General features: G+C 59.3%; 14 protein-coding genes and 1 pseudogene. 2 read left to right on the forward strand and 13 right to left on the reverse strand.

Features of this window, described 5'->3' with window-relative positions:
- Positions 1-186: 186 nt before the first annotated feature.
- The 5 genes from EI291_RS15105 to EI291_RS15125 all read right to left on the reverse strand — a co-directional run bounded on the left by EI291_RS15105 (position 187) and on the right by EI291_RS15125 (position 6,244).
- Positions 187-1,737, reverse strand: coding sequence for a helix-turn-helix domain-containing protein (locus tag EI291_RS15105; protein ID WP_125421630.1), 1,551 nt, complete (start codon positions 1,735-1,737; stop codon positions 187-189).
- A 448-nt stretch (positions 1,738-2,185) separates the two neighbouring features.
- Positions 2,186-2,383: a hypothetical protein gene (locus EI291_RS15110; protein ID WP_125421633.1), complete on the reverse strand. Its 198-nt coding sequence runs from the start codon at positions 2,381-2,383 to the stop codon at positions 2,186-2,188.
- Positions 2,384-3,252: 869 nt separating this feature from the next.
- Positions 3,253-3,960, reverse strand: coding sequence for a LytR/AlgR family response regulator transcription factor (locus tag EI291_RS15115; RefSeq protein ID WP_125421636.1), 708 nt, complete (start codon positions 3,958-3,960; stop codon positions 3,253-3,255).
- The gene (locus tag EI291_RS15120) at positions 3,957-5,069 is read right to left on the reverse strand and encodes a sensor histidine kinase (protein ID WP_125421639.1); all 1,113 of its coding nucleotides are present in this window, start codon (positions 5,067-5,069) and stop codon (positions 3,957-3,959) included. The genes EI291_RS15115 and EI291_RS15120 overlap by 4 nt, the downstream gene beginning before the upstream one ends.
- Entirely contained in the window at positions 5,066-6,244 is a 1,179-nt protein-coding gene (locus tag EI291_RS15125; protein WP_125421642.1) for a sensor histidine kinase, read from the reverse strand. The genes EI291_RS15120 and EI291_RS15125 overlap by 4 nt, the downstream gene beginning before the upstream one ends.
- A 280-nt stretch (positions 6,245-6,524) precedes the next feature.
- On the opposite strand from EI291_RS15125, the gene EI291_RS15130 reads away from it, so the two are divergent.
- Complete coding sequence (locus EI291_RS15130) at positions 6,525-7,013, forward strand: nuclear transport factor 2 family protein (RefSeq protein ID WP_125421645.1); 489 nt, start codon at positions 6,525-6,527, stop codon at positions 7,011-7,013.
- A gap of 73 nt (positions 7,014-7,086) precedes the next feature.
- The gene (locus tag EI291_RS15135; RefSeq protein WP_125421648.1) at positions 7,087-7,458 is read left to right on the forward strand and encodes a hypothetical protein; all 372 of its coding nucleotides are present in this window, start codon (positions 7,087-7,089) and stop codon (positions 7,456-7,458) included.
- Between the two features lie 297 nt (positions 7,459-7,755).
- Here the strand turns inward: EI291_RS15135 and EI291_RS15140 are convergent.
- From EI291_RS15140 to EI291_RS15175, 8 genes and pseudogenes are all read right to left on the reverse strand, one after another.
- Positions 7,756-7,962, reverse strand: a pseudogene (locus EI291_RS15140) (integrase core domain-containing protein); the annotation flags it as partial.
- Positions 7,963-8,384: 422 nt separating this feature from the next.
- On the reverse strand, positions 8,385-9,557 hold the full coding sequence (locus tag EI291_RS15145) for a serine hydrolase domain-containing protein (protein ID WP_125421654.1): 1,173 nt from the start codon (positions 9,555-9,557) through the stop codon (positions 8,385-8,387).
- A gap of 89 nt (positions 9,558-9,646) precedes the next feature.
- Positions 9,647-10,804, reverse strand: coding sequence for a helix-turn-helix domain-containing protein (locus EI291_RS15150; RefSeq protein WP_170172666.1), 1,158 nt, complete (start codon positions 10,802-10,804; stop codon positions 9,647-9,649).
- A gap of 636 nt (positions 10,805-11,440) precedes the next feature.
- Positions 11,441-12,502 carry a DUF3667 domain-containing protein gene (locus EI291_RS15155; RefSeq protein WP_170172667.1) on the reverse strand — a complete coding sequence of 354 codons (1,062 nt, stop codon included), beginning with the start codon at positions 12,500-12,502 and terminating at the stop codon, positions 11,441-11,443.
- Positions 12,503-13,122: 620 nt separating this feature from the next.
- Positions 13,123-16,296, reverse strand: coding sequence for a PAS domain-containing hybrid sensor histidine kinase/response regulator (locus EI291_RS15160; protein WP_125421663.1), 3,174 nt, complete (start codon positions 16,294-16,296; stop codon positions 13,123-13,125).
- A 47-nt stretch (positions 16,297-16,343) separates the two neighbouring features.
- Positions 16,344-17,702 carry a sigma-54-dependent transcriptional regulator gene (locus tag EI291_RS15165; RefSeq protein ID WP_125421666.1) on the reverse strand — a complete coding sequence of 453 codons (1,359 nt, stop codon included), beginning with the start codon at positions 17,700-17,702 and terminating at the stop codon, positions 16,344-16,346.
- A gap of 736 nt (positions 17,703-18,438) precedes the next feature.
- Positions 18,439-18,882 carry a BLUF domain-containing protein gene (locus EI291_RS15170; protein ID WP_170172668.1) on the reverse strand — a complete coding sequence of 148 codons (444 nt, stop codon included), beginning with the start codon at positions 18,880-18,882 and terminating at the stop codon, positions 18,439-18,441.
- Between the two features lie 679 nt (positions 18,883-19,561).
- The gene (locus tag EI291_RS15175; RefSeq protein WP_125421672.1) at positions 19,562-20,785 is read right to left on the reverse strand and encodes an alpha/beta hydrolase-fold protein; all 1,224 of its coding nucleotides are present in this window, start codon (positions 20,783-20,785) and stop codon (positions 19,562-19,564) included.
- Between the last annotated feature and the right edge of the window lie 84 nt (positions 20,786-20,869).

Here is a 20,869-nt window from a genome sequence, read left to right on the forward strand (position 1 = left end):
CCGCGGCGCCCTTCGCGCCGCGCTCCACTTTCCACCGGTGGCTATCCGCCACCGAATCATATTTTCAAACCACTGACATGCTGTGAATTATACTGAAAAAAACAGGTGCCTCTTTCGCAAGGCGGTACGTTGCCGGGCTGCCGCCAGCGCGCCGACCTGGTCGCGCGCCGGCCGCGCCGGGGCCGCTTACTCCTCGCGGACGCCGCTGAAGTACTGGCGCGGGGTCTGGTCGGTCTGTTTTTTAAACGCCCGGTTGAAAGCCGTCTTGGAGTTAAAGCCCACCTCCAGCGCTACCCCCAGCAGGCTGTACTGTTGGGCGCGCGGCGTGGCCATCACCGCCTTGAATTCCTCAATCCGGTAGGCGTTGATGAAGTCAAAGAAGTTCTTGCCAAATCCCTCGTTGATAACTTTCGACAGCACGTGCGGCGGCAGCTTCAGCCCGGTAGCCAGCTCATGGATAGTCAGGCTGGGGTTGAGGTAGGGCTTGTGCTCCTGCATGTAGGCGGTTACGGTAGCCAGCAAGGCCGGCTGGTCGAGAGCCAGCGGCGGACGGGCCGGACCGGGGCGCGGCGCGGCTACCGGCGTGGGGGGTGGTAGGGTGGGGGACGGAGCTTCGGGCACCGGCTGGGCCGCCGGTACATCGGGCCCATTGGCCGGGGTGGCGGGCACCAGCTTGAAAATTTCGGGCTGCCGGATGGCCACGTAGCCCAACACGTAAGGCAGGGTGGAAAACGTCAGCCAGATGAGCTCCACGTTGCGGGCCGCCAGCGCATCCACGTCAAACGGCACCCAGCGGCTGGCCAGCACGAGTCCGAACAGGAATCCCCACAGGATCAGGCAAGCCGCCTGAATGCCCAGCACTGTACCCAGGTACTGCAGACTTTGCTCGTACGATGCGCTGGACTCGTACTGCCGGGTATAGGCTCGCAGGATACGCCGGCAGGCCAGCCAGTAGGCCCCGTTGCTCAGCCAGGCGGCCGCGCCGGTGGCCAGCAGCACCGCTCGCAGCACGGCGTCGTGGCTCACCAGCTTGAGCTGGAACTCATAGCTGTCGAGCAGCAGATAGGGCAGGTACACCAGCAACTGCAAGCCGACTGGCAGCAGGTAGCGCCACTGGTGGGCCGGCCGCACCTCGTTGAACAGCAGGCGCCGCAGATAGCAGTAAAACAGCGGCCCGTAGAGGAACCAGATAAAATCCGGCAGCAGCGCGAGCTTGGGGTAGGCATTGGCCACCTCGCGGTAGCCGCTCACCACCGTGAGCAGCATGGCCAGCGCCCCCAGGCCCAGCAGCCATAGCAGCCAGCGGTTGGCGGCCCGGTTGGCGTACTGCGTCTGGGGAATGGCAACTGCAAGCAGAACCCCCTGCAGGCACGAGAACAGCAGCAGCAGGTCGTAGAGCGAATAAAATTGAAAGGTGCCGTTCAAATCTTCCCAGCTTTGCACGCGCACTTCCAACTCGCCGGCCCGGGCCTGCTGGTGCGTCGCCATCCGGTTAGCTCGCACCTGCCCATGGCCGCTTCCCTCCACGGTGGCCCAGCTTCCTCGCGACACCTTGTATTCGATGCGCGCCTGCTTGGTGCGCAGCGCCAAGCCATACAGGCCACTGGACTGCCGCCGGAAACGGTAGTGGGTATCGGCCGGCTGCCAGTTATTGAACGAGCCGACCAGGTAGAAGGCCGCATCGCTCGGGGTGTTGGCAGGCAGGCGGGTGATGACGAACCGATAGGTCTTCAGCACGTGCGCAGAATCGGATACTAGGTTGCTACCGGGCGCGGCTTGTACCACACGGGCCCACGGCGCGCCAGCGCACCCGATAAGTAAGCAGAGCAGCCAGGGGAAAAATCTGCGGGGGAATAAAGGCACTAATTCAGCGGGTAAATTGGAACGGCAAAAATGCACAACCAAAATAGATGTGTCAGCTACCGAGCAAATCGGCACAGGGGCGAGTCGGCTGTTGCCCCCTATTTGTTTAACAATACCCTGACCAGGTCTTTGAGCGAGCGGCCCAGTCGGTTGAGCACCAGACCACGAGCGTATCGCCGGACTGCCGGGTCTGCGGGTGCTACAGGGCCGGGCGCGTTATAATAGACGACACTTTTTTCTTATGAACAGACCCACCCGCGTCGTACCGTTTAGCTAAGGCTTACCATCTTGAGGAATAGTGCATCGAGGTTATTATCAGCCTTTACTTGCCAGTTTTATATTTGTAGCAGAAGGAGAAAAGGGCATTCAGCTTCTTGGCATTACCCAGAATCTGGTTGAACAGCTTGGGGTCTCGGATTTCCAGCTTCTTCAGATTCTGCAGGGCTGAAATCTTCTCATACTGCTCCGGCTGGTGGCTCTTGGGGGCCTTGAGCGAGAGCATGATTTTAAACTCGTTCACTGTGAGGTAATATCCATCCTTTGTGCTCAAAAATCTATTCTTCACATACCATTTATATTCTTTAACTGGTATAAATATCAGAAGGTAAAAATTTATACCCCTGTAAATACAGTAAATAGACGATAAATAAAAAAAGCTCACAAACTTATTGATGACGCTAAGGTGCAAGGGATTTATAAGGTATAAAACGTTGAACAGGAATAAGAATGAACAAAATAAAGTCTAAATTAGCACAAATAAGCTATATATTTCAAGACGTTTTGTGCTTTTATTTACTTTATAGGCTTTGTGAATTGTAGCACGGAATTCACAAAATTGTACCCCCTGTTACTATTGGGCTGCATTCATTCCAGAAAGCATACTAAATCAGGTAATGCTTTACCAGTATACAATTTACTGCCCGCTGAATCACAAAAGGTCATCTTTGGACTCGAAAGGTTAGAAATAATAAGCGGACATAATCAACACCGCCGAAAGGATAGAAATGGTAAGTCAGCGGAATAGCTGCTAAAAAGGATTCACCTTTAGTAAACAACCTGCGGCAAGAACTATCAGCTGACCTAGCATTTGTATCCTTTTCACTGACTTCACACTAGCTGGTCGCTACTTCTGCTGGCACCATCAATGCCCACAGGGCCCGTTAATTTACTGCTGAGCATCTGCCTGCGATGTTCTCCAAGCACATGGCGCTGATTGCCGGTTGCCGCGCGTTGCAGGCATTGTGGGAAGAGAATTGTGCCCTTGAAGCCCTTCCCCCGCGTTCCGGCACATGCATCGCGGCACTTGACTTGCAGCAACACTGGCTTTGCGTTCTTTCCCGCCCCAGGAAGCTCTCTTCCGAACTCAGCGCCGGGAACAGGCACGGGCAATTACCCGAGTACTTCCGTTACCCGCTGGCGAAACAGCCGGCCGATGGGCAATTCCTCCTGCGCCACCTCAATATGCCGGGCATTAAACGTGCGCACTTTGTCCAAGGCCACGATGAACGAGCGGTGGATCCGCAGAAAGTTGCTTTCTGAGAGCTTCTCCTCCATGCCGTTGATGGTCTGCTTCACCACCAGCGGTGGGCCCAGTACGGTGTGAATCTTCACGTAATCCTTCAGGCCTTCCACGTACAAAATGTCGCGCAGCACCACTTTCACCATCTTTCTATCGATGCGAAAGTACAAAAAGGCTTCCGGGTTGGGAGCGTGGACGGGCTCGGCAGCGCTGGCGGTCGGGGCCTCGGTTTTATTCACTTTGGCCACGGCTTTCAGGAAGCGTTCCAGCGACACGGGCTTGAGCAGATAGTCCACGGCATCCAGTTCGAAGCCCTCATAGGCGTACTCGCGGTAGGCGGTGGTGAAGATAACCTGTGGTGGGTGGCGCAGGCTGCGCAGGAAGTCGGTGCCCAGCATTTTGGGCATTTTGATGTCCAGAAATATCAAGTCGACCGACTGTTGCTGCAGCACGCCGAAGGCCGCAAGCGCGTTATCGCAGGTGGCCACCAACTCCAGGTGCGCCACTTCGCGAATGTGCGCGGCCAGCACTTCCAGCGCCGGCGGCTCATCGTCTACCACCAAGCATTGCGTTTTCATGGGGTTGATTCTGTGGTGAGGCGCGGCGCGGGCCCGGCCGGGGCGGTAGGTGCGGGCGTGAGGCGCAGGTGGAGCACTATCGTAAAGGTATCGGCTTCGGGTATCAGTTTGAGCTCGTGCTGCCCGGGGTAAAGATGGGCCAGGCGCTGCCGGATGCTGGCCAGGCCCCAGCCTTCGGCGAAGGCGGCGTTGGTTTCGGCGCGGCTGTTGATGACTTTGAAGGCGAGGGAATGGCGCTTGGCTACCAGATCAATGCTCACCCAGGGGCACTCCACCGCCGGCCCCGTGCCGTGCCGAAAGGCGTTTTCAATGAAGGGCAGCAGCAGCAGCGGGGCAATGAGGTGAGCCGTCAGGGGGCCCGTGAAGTTGAGCGACACGTCCACGTGGCTGCCCACCCGCAGCTTTTCCAGGGCCACGTAGTCGCGCATCATGACTACCTCGTCGGCCAGCGGCACGGCATCAAGGGGACTTTCGTAGAGCATGTAGCGCAGCAGGGCCGAGAGCTGCAGCACTGCCCCCGGCGATGCGGGCGACTTGTGCAGCGTGAGCGTGTGCAGCGTGCGCAGCGTGCTGAACAGAAACGGCGGCTGCAGTTGGGCCTTTAGCAGCTGCAGTTCGGTCTGCGCCCTGCGTTGCAGCAGGCGCTGGCTGAGTTCCTGTTGGGCGTGCCAGCCGTTGAACACCTTGATGGCCGACGCCCCGCCGGCCACCACCAGCAGGGCAAAAAAGTTGAAGCTGATCAGCCCCAGATACTCTTTCCAGGCAAAGGCCCGGCCCGGCAACTGGCCAAACAGCGCCGGCGCCAGCACCACCGCGTACAGCGCCCGCATCAGCCCGGCCAGCAGCCCACCCGCCACGGCCCAAGCGGGCAGCAGCAGCACCAGCAGCGGCCGGAGGCGCGGCCCCAGCAACCCCGGCAGCAGCCCGTACAGCAGCGGGTAGGTGGTGAGCAAAAATGTGGGCAGCAGGGTAGAAAAATACTCCCGCACCACGTAAAACCGTGTGCCCCCCACGGCATTGGTCGTCCCCTGAATCAGGACGAAGAACACCGAAACCGCCGCCCAAAAAAGTACGTGCCGCGCCACGCGGTGCCGAAACAACGCCTTCATAGCGACGGGGCGGCCCCGATGGGTGCGGCGTAAACGGGCGGGCGGTCGGCGGAAACGGCTGCGTAGGCTGGGCGGCCATCATCAGCGGCTTCGGTGGGCGCCGCGGTGGCCGGCAGCTCCAGTACCAGCCGCACCGTGAACGTCTCGTCGCCGGATTCTACCTCGAAGCGGTGCCGCTGCGGGTAAAGCAGCTCCAGGCGCTTGCGCACGTTCAGCAGGCCAATACCATGGTGGTCGGTTGGGGCGGCGGGGGCGGCGTTTTTGGTGTTGGTGATGGTGCAGCTGAAGCGGGGGCCCGCCCCGGCCAGCACGATACGGATGTGGGCCCGGCCGACCTGCTCGGCCGAGCCATGCTTGAAGGCGTTTTCCACGAGCGGCAGCAGGAGCAGCGGCGCAATGCGGCCCGCCGGGGGAATGTCATTGGCCTCAAACTGCAGGGTGAGGCGTGTCCCGTAGCGCAGCTGCTCCAGCGCGACGTAGTTGCGCAGCAGGGCCACTTCGGCCGCCAGGTCTACCAGCGGGGCATCGCCCTGCTCCAGCACAAACTGCAACAGGCTGGCAAGGCGCTCCACCACCTCCGGGGCTTGGCTACTCTGCTTCAGGGTGAGGGCATACAGGTTGTTGAGGGTATTAAAGAGGAAATGCGGGTGAATTTGGGCCTTGAGGAGTTGCAGTTCGGCCAGATAATTCTCGTGGGTAAGTCGGACGTTGTCGAGCTGCTTTTGCCGCAGCTGCCGGTACAGGCGCAGGCAGGCGGCTACGCCCACCGTGCACAGCATCAGCACGTAGGGCCCGATGGAAAACACCACGTGGTAGTCGCGGAACGACGACGCCACCGCAGCGTGCAGCGGCACAAATACCAGGAACCGGAAGCCAAACGTCACTCCCACGCTCAGCCCAAACCAGGCCAGCAGCCGCAGCAGAAAGTGGCTGCGGCTGGCCTGCCACAGTGCCGGCAACACCCCGTAGAGCAGGGCATAGGTGAGCACAAGGTGCTGTAGCAGCACCAGGCAGGCGTCGCGCAGGGCCATCCGGAAGTCGGTTGTCATGCCGTGCAGAAACAGGTTCACCACCAGGGCCGTGTCCACGGTCCAAAACAGGCCGTGTTGCAGCCAGTGCGCCGCGGGCAGCGCGAGAAGAGCCCGCCCAAGCGACGGTTGCGGTGCCTGTGCCATGGGGTGGAATGGGGTGAAGCTGAAGTAAATATATCGGGGACACCCCGGCCGGCCTAGTAACAGCGGGCTTTATAGACTAACGACAAGCCGGCGTCGACCAACGACCAGACCGGTTGTTGGTCGCCGGTAAGCCGGTGTATTGGGTCGGGCCAACGCCGCCGGGCGAATAAGCTGGCAGGCGTTTTTCCGGACCCCCACCTTTGGTTTACTCACCAGCAGCACGGCTACTCCGGCACCCAGCTCAGGCCCGTTAAATCCACACAGCAAGCCCCGCAATTCCATGAAAAAACTCCTGTACCTCCTCTGCTTTTTGCCCCTGGCAGCCTGTCAGAAAAACGACACCGTGGCACCCCAGGCGGCCCCGGAGTTTGCTACCGCCGACGAGGCCAAGGCCTACTTCTACCGCCTTGACGACGACCACAACCGGGCAATGGTTGCCAAAGACTCCGCCTACTTCGCCCGCTACTACAGCGAGCCTTACTACAACTGCACCCCCAACAACGAACTCAACAACAAAGCCGCCGAAATACAAACCCTGATTCACGGCCCCTGGCAAACAGTGGAGCGCATGGCTCCCCAGTTCGACATTTTTGCCTACACCCCGGACCTGACCACCATGGTTGTGACCAAGCGCATCAAAATCCGCACCCCGGCCGGCGAGTCCTTTCTCTACGTGCGCCGCAGCATCGTCTTCCAGAAAATCAGTGGCCAGTGGCAGGCCATTTCCGGCCAAGGCACTTACGTGGCCACCCGATTTGTGGGGCAGTAGCCGGTTTCGCGGTGCCCGCGCCCCACTACTGGCTCTTCACCCTTTTTCCTCAACCCTCATTTCCCTTACAGCTATGAATTCCCTGCTCATTTCCCGCCTGCTCTTTCTCTTGCTGCTGGTGTTGGCATCACCTCTTGCCCGCGCTCAGGGGCCGGTAGCCACCCTGCCCGGCTACTGGAACCTCGAAACCAACCTCACCACCCGTGACTATACCCTCGTGCGCTTCTACAATGGCCAGGACCAGCTCGTCTACGAAGAAACCATCCATAACCGCTGCCTCGACCTGAGCAAACGCCCTGCCCGTCGCCGCCGCACCTCGGCCCAGCTCACCCTGGCGCTGCAACAGGTGCTGCGCAACCCCACCATTGCCACCCAAAACCTCACGCTTGTGGCCCAGCAGCTTGGCTCTACCCGCCGCGTACAGCATCTTTACGCTACCCAGTGACCCTGTACCCAGCCTCTCAGGAGGAAAAAAATACGATATCATTGGGAACCTAATTATGCAATCCGTCCCGGAACGTACTGCTATAGCATTCAGACCGCCTAGTGGGCAGAGTTGCCCACTAGGCGGTCTGCTTATATAAGCGAGGAATAAAATTACGGCAGGGAGTTTCTAGCAGGGGGCCCTGGGACATCCCTCTCTGGGTTTGCCGTTGCATCACGTCCAGACCGGTATGGGAGGCGAGCTGGCGCTTATTCTCGACCAGGGTAAAGCTGTACTACTCCCCAAAAACTGGCCAGCTTAAGCGGGGTTCATTAAGCAAATGAGTTCGGGTTTTGAAGTAGGCGTTTGGGCGTAGATCGTGGCGGGTGTCTGGCCTTTCAGGGCTTGGTGGGGTCGGCGGTGGTAGTAGGTGAAGTAGGCCTGCAGTTGCTGGTAGAGGTGCTGCGCATCGTCAGCGGGGTTGAGGTAGATGCACTCCCATTTCACGGAGCGCCAGAGCCGCTCAACGAATTCCTGGCTTCCGTACCAACCCGAGCTACTGGCTTTTGCTTAACGCATGCCGGACAGGGAAAACATTGTGCCGGAAGTGTCGGATCGATTACTGCCGGCAGCTCTATCACCGGGCCGGTCAGCACCTGCGGGCCCACCGCCAGCGTTTCACGCCCTGTCCCGAACACCAGCAGCGGCTCCTGCAGGCATTCGACCACGTCAAGGAAACGGAGCACCCGGTGGCAGAAAATGGCCGTGAGTTGGGTAGGCTCCTCGCAAACGCACCCCCAACTGGTACATTCTAAGCGGTTGGTGGGCGGTAGTCTGTTTGCCAGGCTATTTCCGGCGATGCTGTTTTTCCATGCACCGTATTTCTGGCTGGCACAGGGATGCTTCTGATAGGGGAACAATAATGCTACGCTAAGCGCTGGGCACCCCTACCGCTCAAACTTCCGGATATTTGCGGCGCGGGTTAATCCGGGGACGTAAAACGCGGCAATGGCGCGCGCCAGGCCCGGCAGCAACTCGCCGTCGTTGGTGAGTACAATTACCGTGTAGCCTTCCTCGGGGAAACGCCAGACGTCGCCCAGTCCCGGCCCACCGCTGTGGCCCGCATACGTGATGCTCGTCTGCTCCTCCGGCAGGGCCCAGCCGGCGGCACTAAAATCTGATGGCTTCCCGCCGACCAAACCGCGCGTGTACAACAGGGGGCGGGCAAAAGCAGCCGGGAAGAGCACGTTCTGGTCCAGTCCAATGGCCCAGTTGGCAAGGTCGTCGATGGAGGCAAAGTACCCCCCCGCCGTGTAGGTGTACTGGGGGTAGAGGTACTTGTAGGCACGCAACTGCTTTTCCCAGTCGTAGTACGTGGTGACTTTTTGCGCAATCAGGTCCGTGCGCATAAACGAACCCACTCGCTGTTCCATGTCGTAGGCCCCGTCCATCATGTGTAGCGGGAGCAGGACCTCTTCCCGCAGAATTTGCGGAAACGGCTTACCGTAGATCTTTTCCAGAATGTGGCCCGCGAGCATAAAGTCCGCCTGCGCGTAGTGCTGGCTGGTGCCTGGCACGTACTCCAACGTGGAGTCCTTGAGTGCTCGCACAACGGTGGCAGTTGACGCGTACGCATTTCCCTGAAATTCACGGAGCCCGCTGGAATGCGAGAGCAGGTGCTCGACGCGCAGGGCTTGCCAGCTGGGGGGAATAGAGTCCAGGTACCTGCCGACAGGATCCTGCAAGCGCAGCTTGCCGGCGTATATGGCTTTGAGCACGAGGGTGGAAGTCAGCAACTTGGTGCACGAGGCAATCTGAAAGTTCGTGTGGACTGTGACCGGACGATTCCATTCGAGATTGGCGCTACCGTACGCACTCACTTTCACCCGCTTGCCCTTTTTAATTACGGCTACGGCCAGGCCGGGAATGCCGAGGGCCTTCATTTGCTGCCTGATGAACGTATCAACGGCGTGATTACCGGCTCGGGGCTGTTGGGTGAACCTAGCGAGCGGTAGACACCCGGGTAGCAGCAATAGACACGCGAGCAGTAGCGGGTGTGAGAGATACTCTTTCAGCGAAGAGTAAGAAGGCAAGAGGGGAAAAAGGCGGTCGGGACGCATGGCAGGCAGTTAGGTAGTGAGATGATGCTTCAAAATTCCCCCTAGCTCTGTTTACCTATGCCCCAGTGTATACGTTGGCCTGCCCCAATCTATGATTTGGGGCGGGCTAGTTCGCTGGGCGCACGCCCCACTACCTTCTTAAATACCCGGTTAAACGTTGACCGTGAGTTAAATCCGCTTTCCAAGGCAATGCCCACCAACGAGTAGTGCGCAAAGCGAGGGTCAGCCAGCAGCCGCTGCGCCTCTTGCACCCGATACGCATTGACGAAGTCGTTGAAGTTCTGCCCGCAACTGGAATTGATGACTTTGGAGAGCAGCCCCGACGTGATGCGCAGCCGTTTCGCTACCTCGGCCAAGGTCAGTTCGGGCTCCAGCCAAGGCTGCTCCTCGGCCATTAGCGCCAGCAGCTTCTCCCGCCAGACCAGCAGCTCCGGGGCCTGTTCTGCTGCTGGCAACCTGGTTTCGGGCAACGCCTCCTGGGTGGCCGCCGGGGCATCAGGAGTCGGAGTCACTTCAGGCACCGGCCCGGGAGCGGCATCGAAACGCAGCGGGGTGGTGGCCGCGGCATAGTTGGCTTGCAGGCCGACGGCAATCAGCCAATACACCAGCAGGCCGCGCAGGAAAAAATAATTCCAGGAAGCTGCGTCACTCAGGCCAATTTTCCAGTTCACCAGCGTAAAGAGCTGGCTTAATACCAAGGCCAACACTTGCACCAACACCAGTTGCCGCAGCCCGGCAAAGCGCAGGCGCTCGGTATCCGAAAAGTTATCGTGCAGGTAGCGGGTATAGCGCCGGTAATCGGTGAGCACCCGCCAGCAGTAGGCCGGCAGCAGCACGTACTGGGCATAGCCGAGGTAGTGATTGAAGGCCTCCGCCACTGCCAGGGCCGGCCCTTTGGTACCCACCGGAACCGGCTGGCCGCGTACAATGGGTAGCCACAGCAGGTCGTGGCCCAGCGCCCCGACTATCAGCCCACCTTGCAGCAGGCCCGGCAGCAAGGGCAGCCAAGCCCGCGGAAACAGCCGGAACTCCTGACTGGTCAGGCTTCGGAAATAAAGGTAGTAGGCTGGCCCCAGCAGCAGGTTGAGCTGCCAGGGCACGTAAAACAGAGCCGTTGTGTACCCGTCGTGGCTCTCGTACCAGCCGGCGTAGGCCAGCATCTGCTGGGTGATGCTCAGCGTTGGCACGGCCAACAGCACGGCCAGCAGCGCATCGGTAAGCGTACCGCGCCGTACTGCGCGCAGCATCAGCCCGATCGTGGCAACGAGGCCGGTTACCACCGCCGGCAGTAGCAATGAGCTATGAGCCCCAAAATTAAATAACATCGGCACTTTAATCGGCTGGATGAACCTACTCCTGCGCTACGTTTTGGGAAGCATCCCGACATTGCCGCTGCTGGGAACGCCCAAGGGCACGAGGTAGCAGGGCCGGGCGCTCTTTCACCGAAGGTATTTTTCCCTGGGCCACTTCCACGCAGGCATCGGTTTATAAATACGGGTGCTGGTCGGCGGTACTCACGCGGGCAGCGCCGAAAATCCTCGCCATTTTTCTCAAAAGCCAAGAAGTCAAGAAGGGCGAAGATAGCAAGTCGCGGATTGGTGAGAACAGGGAGTAAGACAATCTGTAGCCGCTTTTCGGGGCGCGAAGCGGCCAAAGCGGGTGGGCCGCTATAACGGCCGTCTCGCGTTAGCTACCGCCCAAGCAGTCTTTCCCTACCGATATGTTCTGCTCCTGTTCTCGTGCTACCCCGTGTAGCACGACGCCACCCCGGCCGTGTGGCACCAGGGTGGCTTGAGCAGGCCGCCGTGCCCGCACCCATCGTTGTGGACAGCAGCGTTTGCCGGCATGCTATGCGGCAGCTGGTGCGTGGACGCTGCCGTCGGCTACACCAGAACCAGGCTCAGGATCAGGGCGGCCATCATCCCCCCCGCAATGGTTACACTGTAGAGCCCCGTCAGAACGCTGAACTTGGCGACGGTTTTCAGCCAGTTTTGCTGGTAGGCCTCGCGCTGGGCCGCTAACAGGTATACAGCTACCAGGGGTACCAGCAGCAAAGCAGATTTAGCGGGTACACGGGCAAACAGGGTCAGAATCATGCTCAGGGAACAGAGCAGAAAAACAAAGCAGTGCACGTGGATGGCAAACATCAGATGTGCCAGGTAGTACTGCCTGCGGCGCAGATAGAGCAGCTTGAGCAGCAGCGCAAATACGGGCATGAGCACGAACATCATCAGGGAGATGCCGCGCACAAACTGGTGGGATACCTCCGAGTCCGTAGACTGCATGATGCGGTAGCCCTGCCGGCCCATGAAGCGCGACAGAAAAGAAGGCTCCTGACCATGGCGCAGCAGCAGCGCGTCGAACTGGGATGCGGAATAAGTGGGAAGCTCCCGCCATTCGAGTGGGGTATACAGCACGCCATTCCAGCGACGGTAATCGGCCGTGTCGCTGTTTACATCGGAATTGACAAACCCGTTTAGAAAGCGCACGTGCCGGCGGTTAAGCAGTACACGCTTGGCATCGGCTGTGGGCTGAGTACGGGCCAGGCGGATCGAGTCGGCCCGAAACCGGATGCTGGTCTGTTGAAGCTGCTGGCCGATAGTATGTCGTTCCCCGTGCTCCGGGGCATGCAAGGCAACTGACAGCAGCAGGAAAAACAGAAAGCTGATAAAAATATAAAGCCGCACGGGGGGCACATACGCCACGCGTCTACCTTCCCAGAAGCGCCGCGTTAGCGCGCCAGGCGCAAACAACAGCAGGCGCAGGGTACGGAAGACTTTACTGTCGAAATGAAACACGCCCTCGAGTACTTCCTCGGCTACGTGTCCGAAGGATAGGTCGAGGGCGTGGTTTTGCTGCCCACAGTTAGGGCAGAAGTTTTCGGCGGCTATGAACGGCCGCTCACAGTTGGCACAGGCGGCGAGGGGAGAGGCGGAGTGCGCCATTGCGGGGGAGGAGTAAGAACGATGGATAGGGCGGCGCAAAATAAACATCCCCTCATCGTTTGCGGGCTTTGACCCGGTATTTTCCGGAGTAGCGCGGATTACTGAGGGGCATCGGCGACAAGGACCGGATTATTTCGCCATATACCGGACTGGTGCATCGGCCTTGAAACTCACTTCCCGCACCCTGCCGCGCCGACGCGTGGCAATGCCTGTATGACCTGTAGTGCCCCAGGGCCTTTAGGTGGGATTGGTTATCGTATGGTCCGTGAGTGTGCCGATAGTGATAGGGCGAATGAAGATTGCCTGACCAGCGCCACGAAGTAGGTGCCCCGGATAGGGGAGAAGCGGCCCTGCAGCTACGCGGCCAACGGCCACGAAATCCGCATCCGGTTTCTGGTGGACCCCGGCACCCTGGTCCGACCGACGCGGCAGGAGTTGCAGGCCTGCGCCCACACTCTCACCACCGACCTGCCGCCGTCATCGCCCAGCACGGGTCGAAACCACCAGCGAGTCGAAACCGCCAGCAAGTGGACCACGGATGCGCTGGTTGCCAAAAAGGCGCACGGGACCCGGCTGGATACCCCGACTCATCTCACGGCGGAACAATTTCCCGTACTTGCTCATGCAACGGTGCTTCGGTGCCTGGTCTGCCTGACGTCCCGCTCAATCTGCTGCATTACCTGGCGCAGGTTGGAATCAATGACGTTGAGCAGCGGCTGTAAGGCGGCAACCTCGAAGGGGCCGGAGTATTTCTCCAGGTGCTCAACGGGCTCAAGTACAGCCTTCATGTGCAGGTGCATCAAGCTGGGCTTGATTTTGTGGGCCCCCGCCTGTAAGCGGGTGAGGTTGCCGCCGGCCAGGGCGCTGTGCAGCTCCTGCAGAATGGTCGTGCTACTTTCCAGGAAGGTTGCCAGCATAAAATCAATAAACTGCTGGTCACCCCGGGCCATTTCGTGAAGCAGGACCAAGTCATAGAGCTTTTCCGGGCTTTGCGACTCCTGCTGAGGGCGGGCGGTCCAGTTGTATACCATTTTGAGCAGGTCCTGCTCCTGAAAGGGTTTGGCCAAGTAGTCGTTCATGCCGGCCGTGAGGCACTTTTGCTGCTCACCCCGGATAGCATTGGCCGTAAGTGCAACGATGGGCGTGGTCATGTCCATCTCCTGGCGCAGAAACTCGGTGGTTTCCAGCCCATTCATCACCGGCATCTGTACGTCCATCAAAATCAGATCGAAGGGTATAGTAGCTTGCCGGATCAGCTCCACGGCCACTGCTCCGTTTTCAGCCTCCGTAACCTCCACGCTGGCCTGCATCAGGAATGACTTGGCCAGCAGGCGGTTAAAGTCGTTGTCCTCCACTAGCAGCACGCGCCGCCCCCGAATACCGGCCTGAATGGCCTTCGTGCCAAACGACACCGATTTGCAGGGCATATCGGAAGCGGAGCCGATGGGCAGGCGCAGGGCAAAGCTGATGACCGTACCGTGGTTTTTCTCGCTTTCAATGCGCAGCTCCCCGCCCATCAGCCCCACCAGCCGGCGGCAGATGCTCAGCCCCAGCCCCGAGCCCCCGAACTTGCGCGTCACGGACGAGTCCTCCTGGCTGAAAGCGCTGAAAATGCGGCTCAGGTATTCCGGGCTGATGCCCACCCCCGTGTCGGTGACGGTAAACTCCACCACCGCTTCCTGCGCCGAGAAATCCACCAGTTCGCAGCTCACTGTCACCTGCCCTTTCTCGGTGAACTTGACGGCGTTGCCGGCCAGGTTCAGCAGCACCTGCGTGATGCGGTACGGGTCGCCGAGCAACACGTCCGGAATACCTGCTTTCACCCACGTGACCAGGTTAAGCCCCTTCTCCTCGGCTTTGTACTGCAGGGTTTTCTCAATCTGCTGGCACAGGGCCTGGGTGCTGAAGCCGATGTGCTCGAGCGTGAGCTTACCGGCGTCAATCTTGGACAAATCCAGCACATCGTTGATGATTACCAGCAGGTTCTCGGCCGAGGTGCTGATGGCATTCAGGTAATTGTCCTGGGTTTTAGACAGCGGGGTTTTGGCCAGCAACTGACTCATGCCCAGGATGGCGTTCATGGGCGTGCGAATCTCGTGGCTCATGTTGGCCAGAAACTGGGCTTTGGCTTTCGAGGACTCTTCGGCCTGCTTTTTCGCCTCGCGCAGATTGGTTTCCAGCAGCTTTTGGTGGGTAATATCCATGAAGATACCGGTGGTACCCACCACCGTATTGGTTTCGTCGTAGAGCGGCGCGCCCCCGATGAGCATCCATTTCAGCGCCCCGTTCTTGGTTTGCACCTGGGCCTCGTACACGTCCGAGACGCCCCCCAGGCGTTCAATCTGCTTGCGCTGGAGCAGGTCGTTATCCTTGGCCGCGCAAATCAGCGAAAAAATGGAATGCTCCAGCATTTCCTCTTCCTCGTAGCCGATGATTTCGCAGAAGCTGTCGTTCACGTAGCGGACGCGGTGGTCCAAATCCACTTCTACCAGACCCAGACTCATGTTTTCAATGATGGTCTGGTACTTCTGCTCGCGTCGCTTAAGGATGTACTCGTCCTTCTCCTGCTGGGTGATATCCTGGAAAGTCCAGAGGTGACCGATATTTTCCTGGTGGTAGATGGGCTGGGAGCGGCGCTGAAAAACCCGCTCGTCAGGCATATGCAGCGTATCGGTACCCTGCCAGCGCGTGCGAAACAAATCCCGCAGACAGCTGCCCTCGGGGTGCGCCCCGGCCAGCGGCGACATCTCCAGGCACGAGGACAGATCCATGCCGATAAGCTCGTCGGGGGAGCAGGGCAGCTGGTTAAGCTGGCAGAACTCCTCGTTGGTGAGCAGTATCCGCGCGTGCTCGTCTACCAGCAGGATGGCATCGTTGAGGTTGGCAATAACGTTGCGCAGGCGCAGTGACGAGAAAGCCAGCTCCGCCTCCGTGGTTTTGCGCCGAGTAATATCGGTGATGATGCCTGAGAAAATCAGGGGCATATCCTCGGCGGTGAGTCGGGTGACGGCTCCGCGGCACAGCACCCACTTGTAGCTGCCGTCGTGGCAGCGCAGGCGGTGCTCGATATTAAGCAGCGTGGTGTGGCCCAACAGCTGCTGCTGCCAGGCGTGGTGCACCAGCTGCAGATCCTCGGGATGAATGCGGGCGGCCCAGGCGGAGTACTCGTTGGGAAACTCCTGTTCCGAGTAGCCCAGCATCTGGCGGTAAGCAGGGGAGAAAACCATGCTTTCCGTCTGATAATTGTATTCCCAGAAGCCATCCCCGATTAGGTTAAAGGCCTGTCGCCAGCGCTCCTCAGTAGTTAACAGCTCCAGGCTGGTTTTCTTCAGCTGGCTGATGTCTTCGAGTATACCGGTGTACACGAGCCCCTGTGCATCCTGGCGCGAGAGCACCGAGGAGCCCCGCCACCAACGCAGGGGCTGGCCGGGGACTACTAATCGGCCCTCAAACTGCCAGGGGGCACCCGTCAGGTTTGATTTATGCACCGAGGCCCGCCACTGCGCCTGATCATCAGGATGTACGAACTCCCCTAACCGGTCCGCCTCGCTCAACGGAATCCCGAACAGGTTGTAGAGCTGGGGGCTTACATACTTGAAGCAAAATGAGCCATCGAAGTTTTCGCGCCACTGGTACAGCACCACGGGTACCTGCCCGGCCACATTCTCAAATCGCTGCTCACTGGCCCGCAGCGCGAGCCGGAGCTGTTGCTGCTGCTGCTCCAGGTGTTGTACTTGGGACCGCAACCGTTCTATCTCGGCCTGCGACCGGAGGGCGTCCTGAAATGATATCATAGCTACACTGCGTAAAAAGTAGAACCGATAGGTTGACTTTTAAAGGGTTACAGCTCGCCGTCCTGCACCATCTTATAAATGGTGGACTTACCGATATCGAGCTTGCGGGCCACCAGGGGCACGTTGTGGTCGTACTTGTCGAGGTGGTGACGGATAATGTAGCGGCTATACTCACGCAGGGTGCGCTGCTCGGAAAGCAGGCCCGAGTCGGTGCCGCTGGTGGCGGGCGTGAACATCAGGTCGCGGGGCTGAATTTCCTGTCCGTTGCAGAGTGCTGCCGCCAGCTCCATAATGGTTTTCAACTCGCGCACGTTGCCAGGGTACGAGTGGGCCAGCAGCTGGGCCTGCACGGCCTCGGAGAGGCCGGGTACTGGGCGGCCCTGCTCCTGGCAGAATTCCTGCAGAAAGTGCTGAGCCAGGAACAGAATGTCGGCGCCTCGCTCGCGCAGGGGCGGCAGCTCGATGGGCAGGCCAATTACGCGGTAGTAGAGATCTTCACGAAAAGCCTTTGACATAACCTCATCCGCCAGGTTTTTGTGGGTGGCCGTAATCAGGCGTACGTTCAGCTTGATGCGTTCATTACCCCCCACCCGCTGCAGCTCCCGCTCCTGCAGCACCCGCAGCAGTTTAGCCTGCATCGGCAGGCTCAGCTCCCCTATCTCATCCAGAAACAGGGTGCCGCCGTGGGCCTGCTCAAACTTGCCGATCTTGCGGCCAATGGCCCCCGTGAAGGCGCCCTTTTCGTGCCCGAACAGCTCACTCTCCAATAGTTCGGAGGGAATGGCGGCCATATTCACGGCCACGAAGGGCTTGCTGCTGCGCTCCGAATTCAGGTGTACTGCTTTGGCCACCAACTCCTTGCCCGTGCCCGTCTCGCCCGTGATGGATATGTTTACCGGGCTTTGGGTGGCGCGCTCCATCAGGTGGTAAATGCGTTGGATGGCCGGACTGTTGCCCTTGAGCAGGCGCTGAAAGTCGTTTTTCTCCTGGAGCTGGGTTTGCAGCTGCCGCACCTGCTGGCGCAGGCGGGTGGTTTCCCGGATTTTGAGCACTGCATTCCAGAGCAAGTCCTTGGTGTACTCGTCCTTCACCAGATAATCGGTTGCCCCCATGCGCAACAGCTCCACAGCCGTGGTAATCTTGCTTTGAGCGCTGATAATGATGATCGGCAGCTCCGGCTGCTGCTCGCGGATGCGGCGCAGCAGCTCCCGACCTTCCATATCCGGCAACCCGACATCAATAGTTACCACGTCGGGTGGAGTGCCCAGGCTACGCAGCAGCTCCTGGCCGGAGGTATACAGCCTGACTTGATAATCGGGGTTGAGCGACAAGTGATACTGAAGCAGCTGTCCGTACCACGGATCATCTTCTACTATCACAATGGAAAGAGGTAGTGGTGTACTCATTAGCGGAAAGGATAAGACTCGACAGGGCGGCCCCGTCCCTACCGGTCAGGTAAGCACGGCGGTGGGTGGCAGCACAAATCAGAAAAGGGGTGGGGCCCGTAACAGCGGGTATGAGCGGCTGATACCGCCGTATAATTAATTGGCCAGCAGCCAAGGAAATACGGTGGTAGATGTAGTGTACCTGTACTTATTAATATTACACTCGGATGGCGCGAATAGTGAAATGGTATCTAGAAAAGAACTTCAATGCCAATTAGGCACGTACCATAGCGTATAAATATAGACTTAGGTTGCACCAGCAAGTAAAAAAACAATTTGAGACCTTTCAATCACCCTGCGCCATTGTTTAGCTTATTCTCATATTGAGCTTGTAAATCCGGGTTTATTTTGAGCAATATCAAGTTAGATTTGTACAAAATAACTGAAGTAGTTTATTTTTCTTCATATTAGAAAAATAAAATTAAATCGAGATAGTGCTAATTTACTGGCTTCGACAAACATTCGGAGCCGCGAATCATCCTCGTGGAAGGGCGTGAGCACTTAATAAAGGGCCAGTTGGTGTTGCCGCAGTACCTGCGTATAAAGCTGGCTAAGGGCGAAAAATATGCCACCACCCGTAAAATGATTTAATTATCTCATTGATAATCACTTGCAGCTATAACACAAAACAACCCGGCTCTATTTTCTGGAGCTGAATCCAAAAAATAGAGCCGGGAGTAACAGCGAACTATGACGGTTAATAGGTGGGGTTAGTCAGGAAAGGTTCAACGAAGCTCAGCAGCCGGTGCACCAGCATGGGGCGGGTAGGCGCCACTTTAGTCAGCAGATCAGGCAATTGCCGAAAGTTAACGCATGTGAGTGGCAGGCCTTCGGGCACCACCGCACAATCGGATAAGCCCACACACCAGTAGCTGAAGCTGCGCTTCGACCAGGGCCCCTCCATCAGTACCTCGCAGGTATGATTGCGACTGTCGCGCACAATCCGTTCGTACACCTCCAGCACGTGCTGTTTGCGGCCCTCCAGCAGTTGCGCGAAGCGGCCGTCGGGCGTGTACAGGAGCAGGCCTGTAACCTCCACGGCCTGGTTTACGAGGCTGGATTGACGTAACAGCGTGGGCAGCTCCCTTCCAGTGAATTCTTCGCTGGCGTAGCTCTGGTAAAGAAGGTGGTAGAGTGGCATTACACTAGTGAAGATAAGATAAACGACACAACTGCTGCATATATTATACTGACTAGCAAAGCGTTGCGCATTACTTACCTGGCGTAAACAGGTTGCGTACCTGCCCGTTGGAGGATTGTATACGAAAGGGTACATCCCAACGGTTTTTTGATTTTTTTATTTTTATGAACTTATCAAAATCACTGATTGTCTTAAGCCGCCATTAGCAAACAGGCCATTGAGTACGCGAAAAACCGTCCTGGGCTGCATCGACGAGCCGGACGACATTGGCGGTAGCATTCCTCTGCTCCGAAGCCTCAATGCGCTGGGCATTTACCCAGCGCATCGAGTGCTGGCTTCGGTGGTTATGAGCCTGCACCAGAAGCTCGACGCCGAAATCTTGCCCCGTCTGGCCTCAACCACGGGCGGGCCCGCGAAAGGCAGGTGGGCCACGTGCGCCTCCTTCGCCCCGCCTGCCAGGCCCACGAGTTGCAGCAGTTGGCACTGGAACTGCTTGCCGTAGTCGCAGTCCAAACCGCTGCTGCCATCCAGGACACAGCCCCTCGCTATGGCTTTTGGGGCTAGCCCACCAAATACAGGCCACAAGGGATACCGTGCAACAGGCTAGCCAGTCGGATACGACCGTTTTTTTGAACCTAGCTCACCGGCCTTTTGCCGGTAGGGATAGATGGTAAACGAGTTACCGCGCAGCCCTTAGTAACTTCGCCGTGCCCAACGCTGCGATACTCCGCAGGGCCTGCCGCAGCAGGGCCTGCCCATCGGGGCCATACAAAAAGCTGTGGCCGCCTTTGCCTTTGGGCACCGTCTGTAAAATCCAGTTGGGGCGGCCGGGGCGGTGCGCGTCGTAGGCAGCGCGGACCGCGGCATAGGCATAAACGTCATCATCCTCTGCACTCAGCATCAGCACGGGCTTGGTCTTGCCGAGTGGGCCATAGGTGGCCTGCGCCAGCAGCAGCTTGGGCGCGGGCGCCAGGGCCACAAACCGGCTGAAGGGCGCGGCCGGCTGCGCGGCAAACCACAGGACCGCCGAGCCGCCATTGCTCATGCCCGCCAGCGTGGTCCGGGCCGGGTCTGTGCGGTAGCGGGCGCGCACGGCCTCCACGATGCGCAGTACCTGCGCAAACGCGGCCGGCTGCTCCACCCAGCCGAAGCTGGTGCGGCCGAACGGATACACCACCAGCGCATTGGCCGGGGCAGCGGCAAATACCGGCTCCTGGGTGGCAACGTCGGGGTCGGCGTAGCGAAACTGCGGCGTACTGACCACGCCGCCGTGCAGATATACCACCACCGGGGCCGGGCGGGCGGGGTCGTAGCCGGCGGGCACGCGCACCAGGTAGGGCATCCGCACCGTGTCGCCCGGCACTTGGCTGAAATAGAGCGCGAAGCCCGCCGGCGCCGGCGCCACGCGGCCCCGCTGGCGGTCGGTGCCGGCGGGCAATGCCAAGGCCCGGGCCTGCGTTTCAGTCAGCCACCGGGCGCGGCGGGCCTGTTCGGCCACGGCCTGCTCGGCCAGGGCGCCACGCATGGCCGTGAGCCAGCGCGCCCAGGCGGTTTCATTGGCGCGCAGGGAAGCCAGGCCCGGGTCGGCAGCAATGTTGGCCAGGTCGCCGGGCTGCATGGGCAGCGGCCGGCGGCGGCTCAGCTGGCCCAGCCAGCGCCAGGCCAGCGGCTGTTTTTCGGGGCACTGGGCGGACGAGATGGCCGCCGCAAACAAATCAAAAGGCGACGCCCGGGCGGAATCCGATGCGAAAGCCCGCTCAAACAGGGTCGTCGCCTCGCAAAATTTCCGGGCCTGCACGGCGGCCCCCGCCTCCTCCATAAGTTGCGCGTAGCCGGCGGGGCTCTGAGCCCGGGCAGGCAGGGAAAGCAGGACGGATAGAACGATAAAAAGCAGCGGTTTCATACGGCAAAGGGAAAGGTGTAGGAGCAGCGTTAAACCGCTTGAGTTAGGGCAAATGCAGCCTCGGACCGGCCGGTTGGCCGGCCG

The sequence above is a fragment of the Hymenobacter rigui genome (genome assembly GCF_003944715.1).
Taxonomy (GTDB): domain Bacteria; phylum Bacteroidota; class Bacteroidia; order Cytophagales; family Hymenobacteraceae; genus Hymenobacter; species Hymenobacter rigui.

Bases quoted from the DNA above. Each gene is read 5' to 3' on its own strand.
- EI291_RS15120 (WP_125421639.1), bottom strand. From the start codon at position 5,069: ATGAAGGCGTTGTTTCGGCACCGCGTGGCGCGGCACGTACTTTTTTGG.
- EI291_RS15115 (WP_125421636.1), bottom strand. From the start codon at position 3,960: ATGAAAACGCAATGCTTGGTGGTAGACGATGAGCCGCCGGCGCTGGAA.
- EI291_RS15170 (WP_170172668.1), bottom strand. From the start codon at position 18,882: ATGCCACTCTACCACCTTCTTTACCAGAGCTACGCCAGCGAAGAATTC.
- EI291_RS15150 (WP_170172666.1), bottom strand. From the start codon at position 10,804: ATGCTGCGCGCAGTACGGCGCGGTACGCTTACCGATGCGCTGCTGGCC.
- EI291_RS15130 (WP_125421645.1), top strand. From the start codon at position 6,525: ATGAAAAAACTCCTGTACCTCCTCTGCTTTTTGCCCCTGGCAGCCTGT.
- EI291_RS15145 (WP_125421654.1), bottom strand. From the start codon at position 9,557: ATGCGTCCCGACCGCCTTTTTCCCCTCTTGCCTTCTTACTCTTCGCTG.
- EI291_RS15125 (WP_125421642.1), bottom strand. From the start codon at position 6,244: ATGGCACAGGCACCGCAACCGTCGCTTGGGCGGGCTCTTCTCGCGCTG.
- EI291_RS15165 (WP_125421666.1), bottom strand. From the start codon at position 17,702: ATGAGTACACCACTACCTCTTTCCATTGTGATAGTAGAAGATGATCCG.
- EI291_RS15160 (WP_125421663.1), bottom strand. From the start codon at position 16,296: ATGATATCATTTCAGGACGCCCTCCGGTCGCAGGCCGAGATAGAACGG.
- EI291_RS15135 (WP_125421648.1), top strand. From the start codon at position 7,087: ATGAATTCCCTGCTCATTTCCCGCCTGCTCTTTCTCTTGCTGCTGGTG.
- EI291_RS15175 (WP_125421672.1), bottom strand. From the start codon at position 20,785: ATGAAACCGCTGCTTTTTATCGTTCTATCCGTCCTGCTTTCCCTGCCT.
- EI291_RS15155 (WP_170172667.1), bottom strand. From the start codon at position 12,502: ATGGCGCACTCCGCCTCTCCCCTCGCCGCCTGTGCCAACTGTGAGCGG.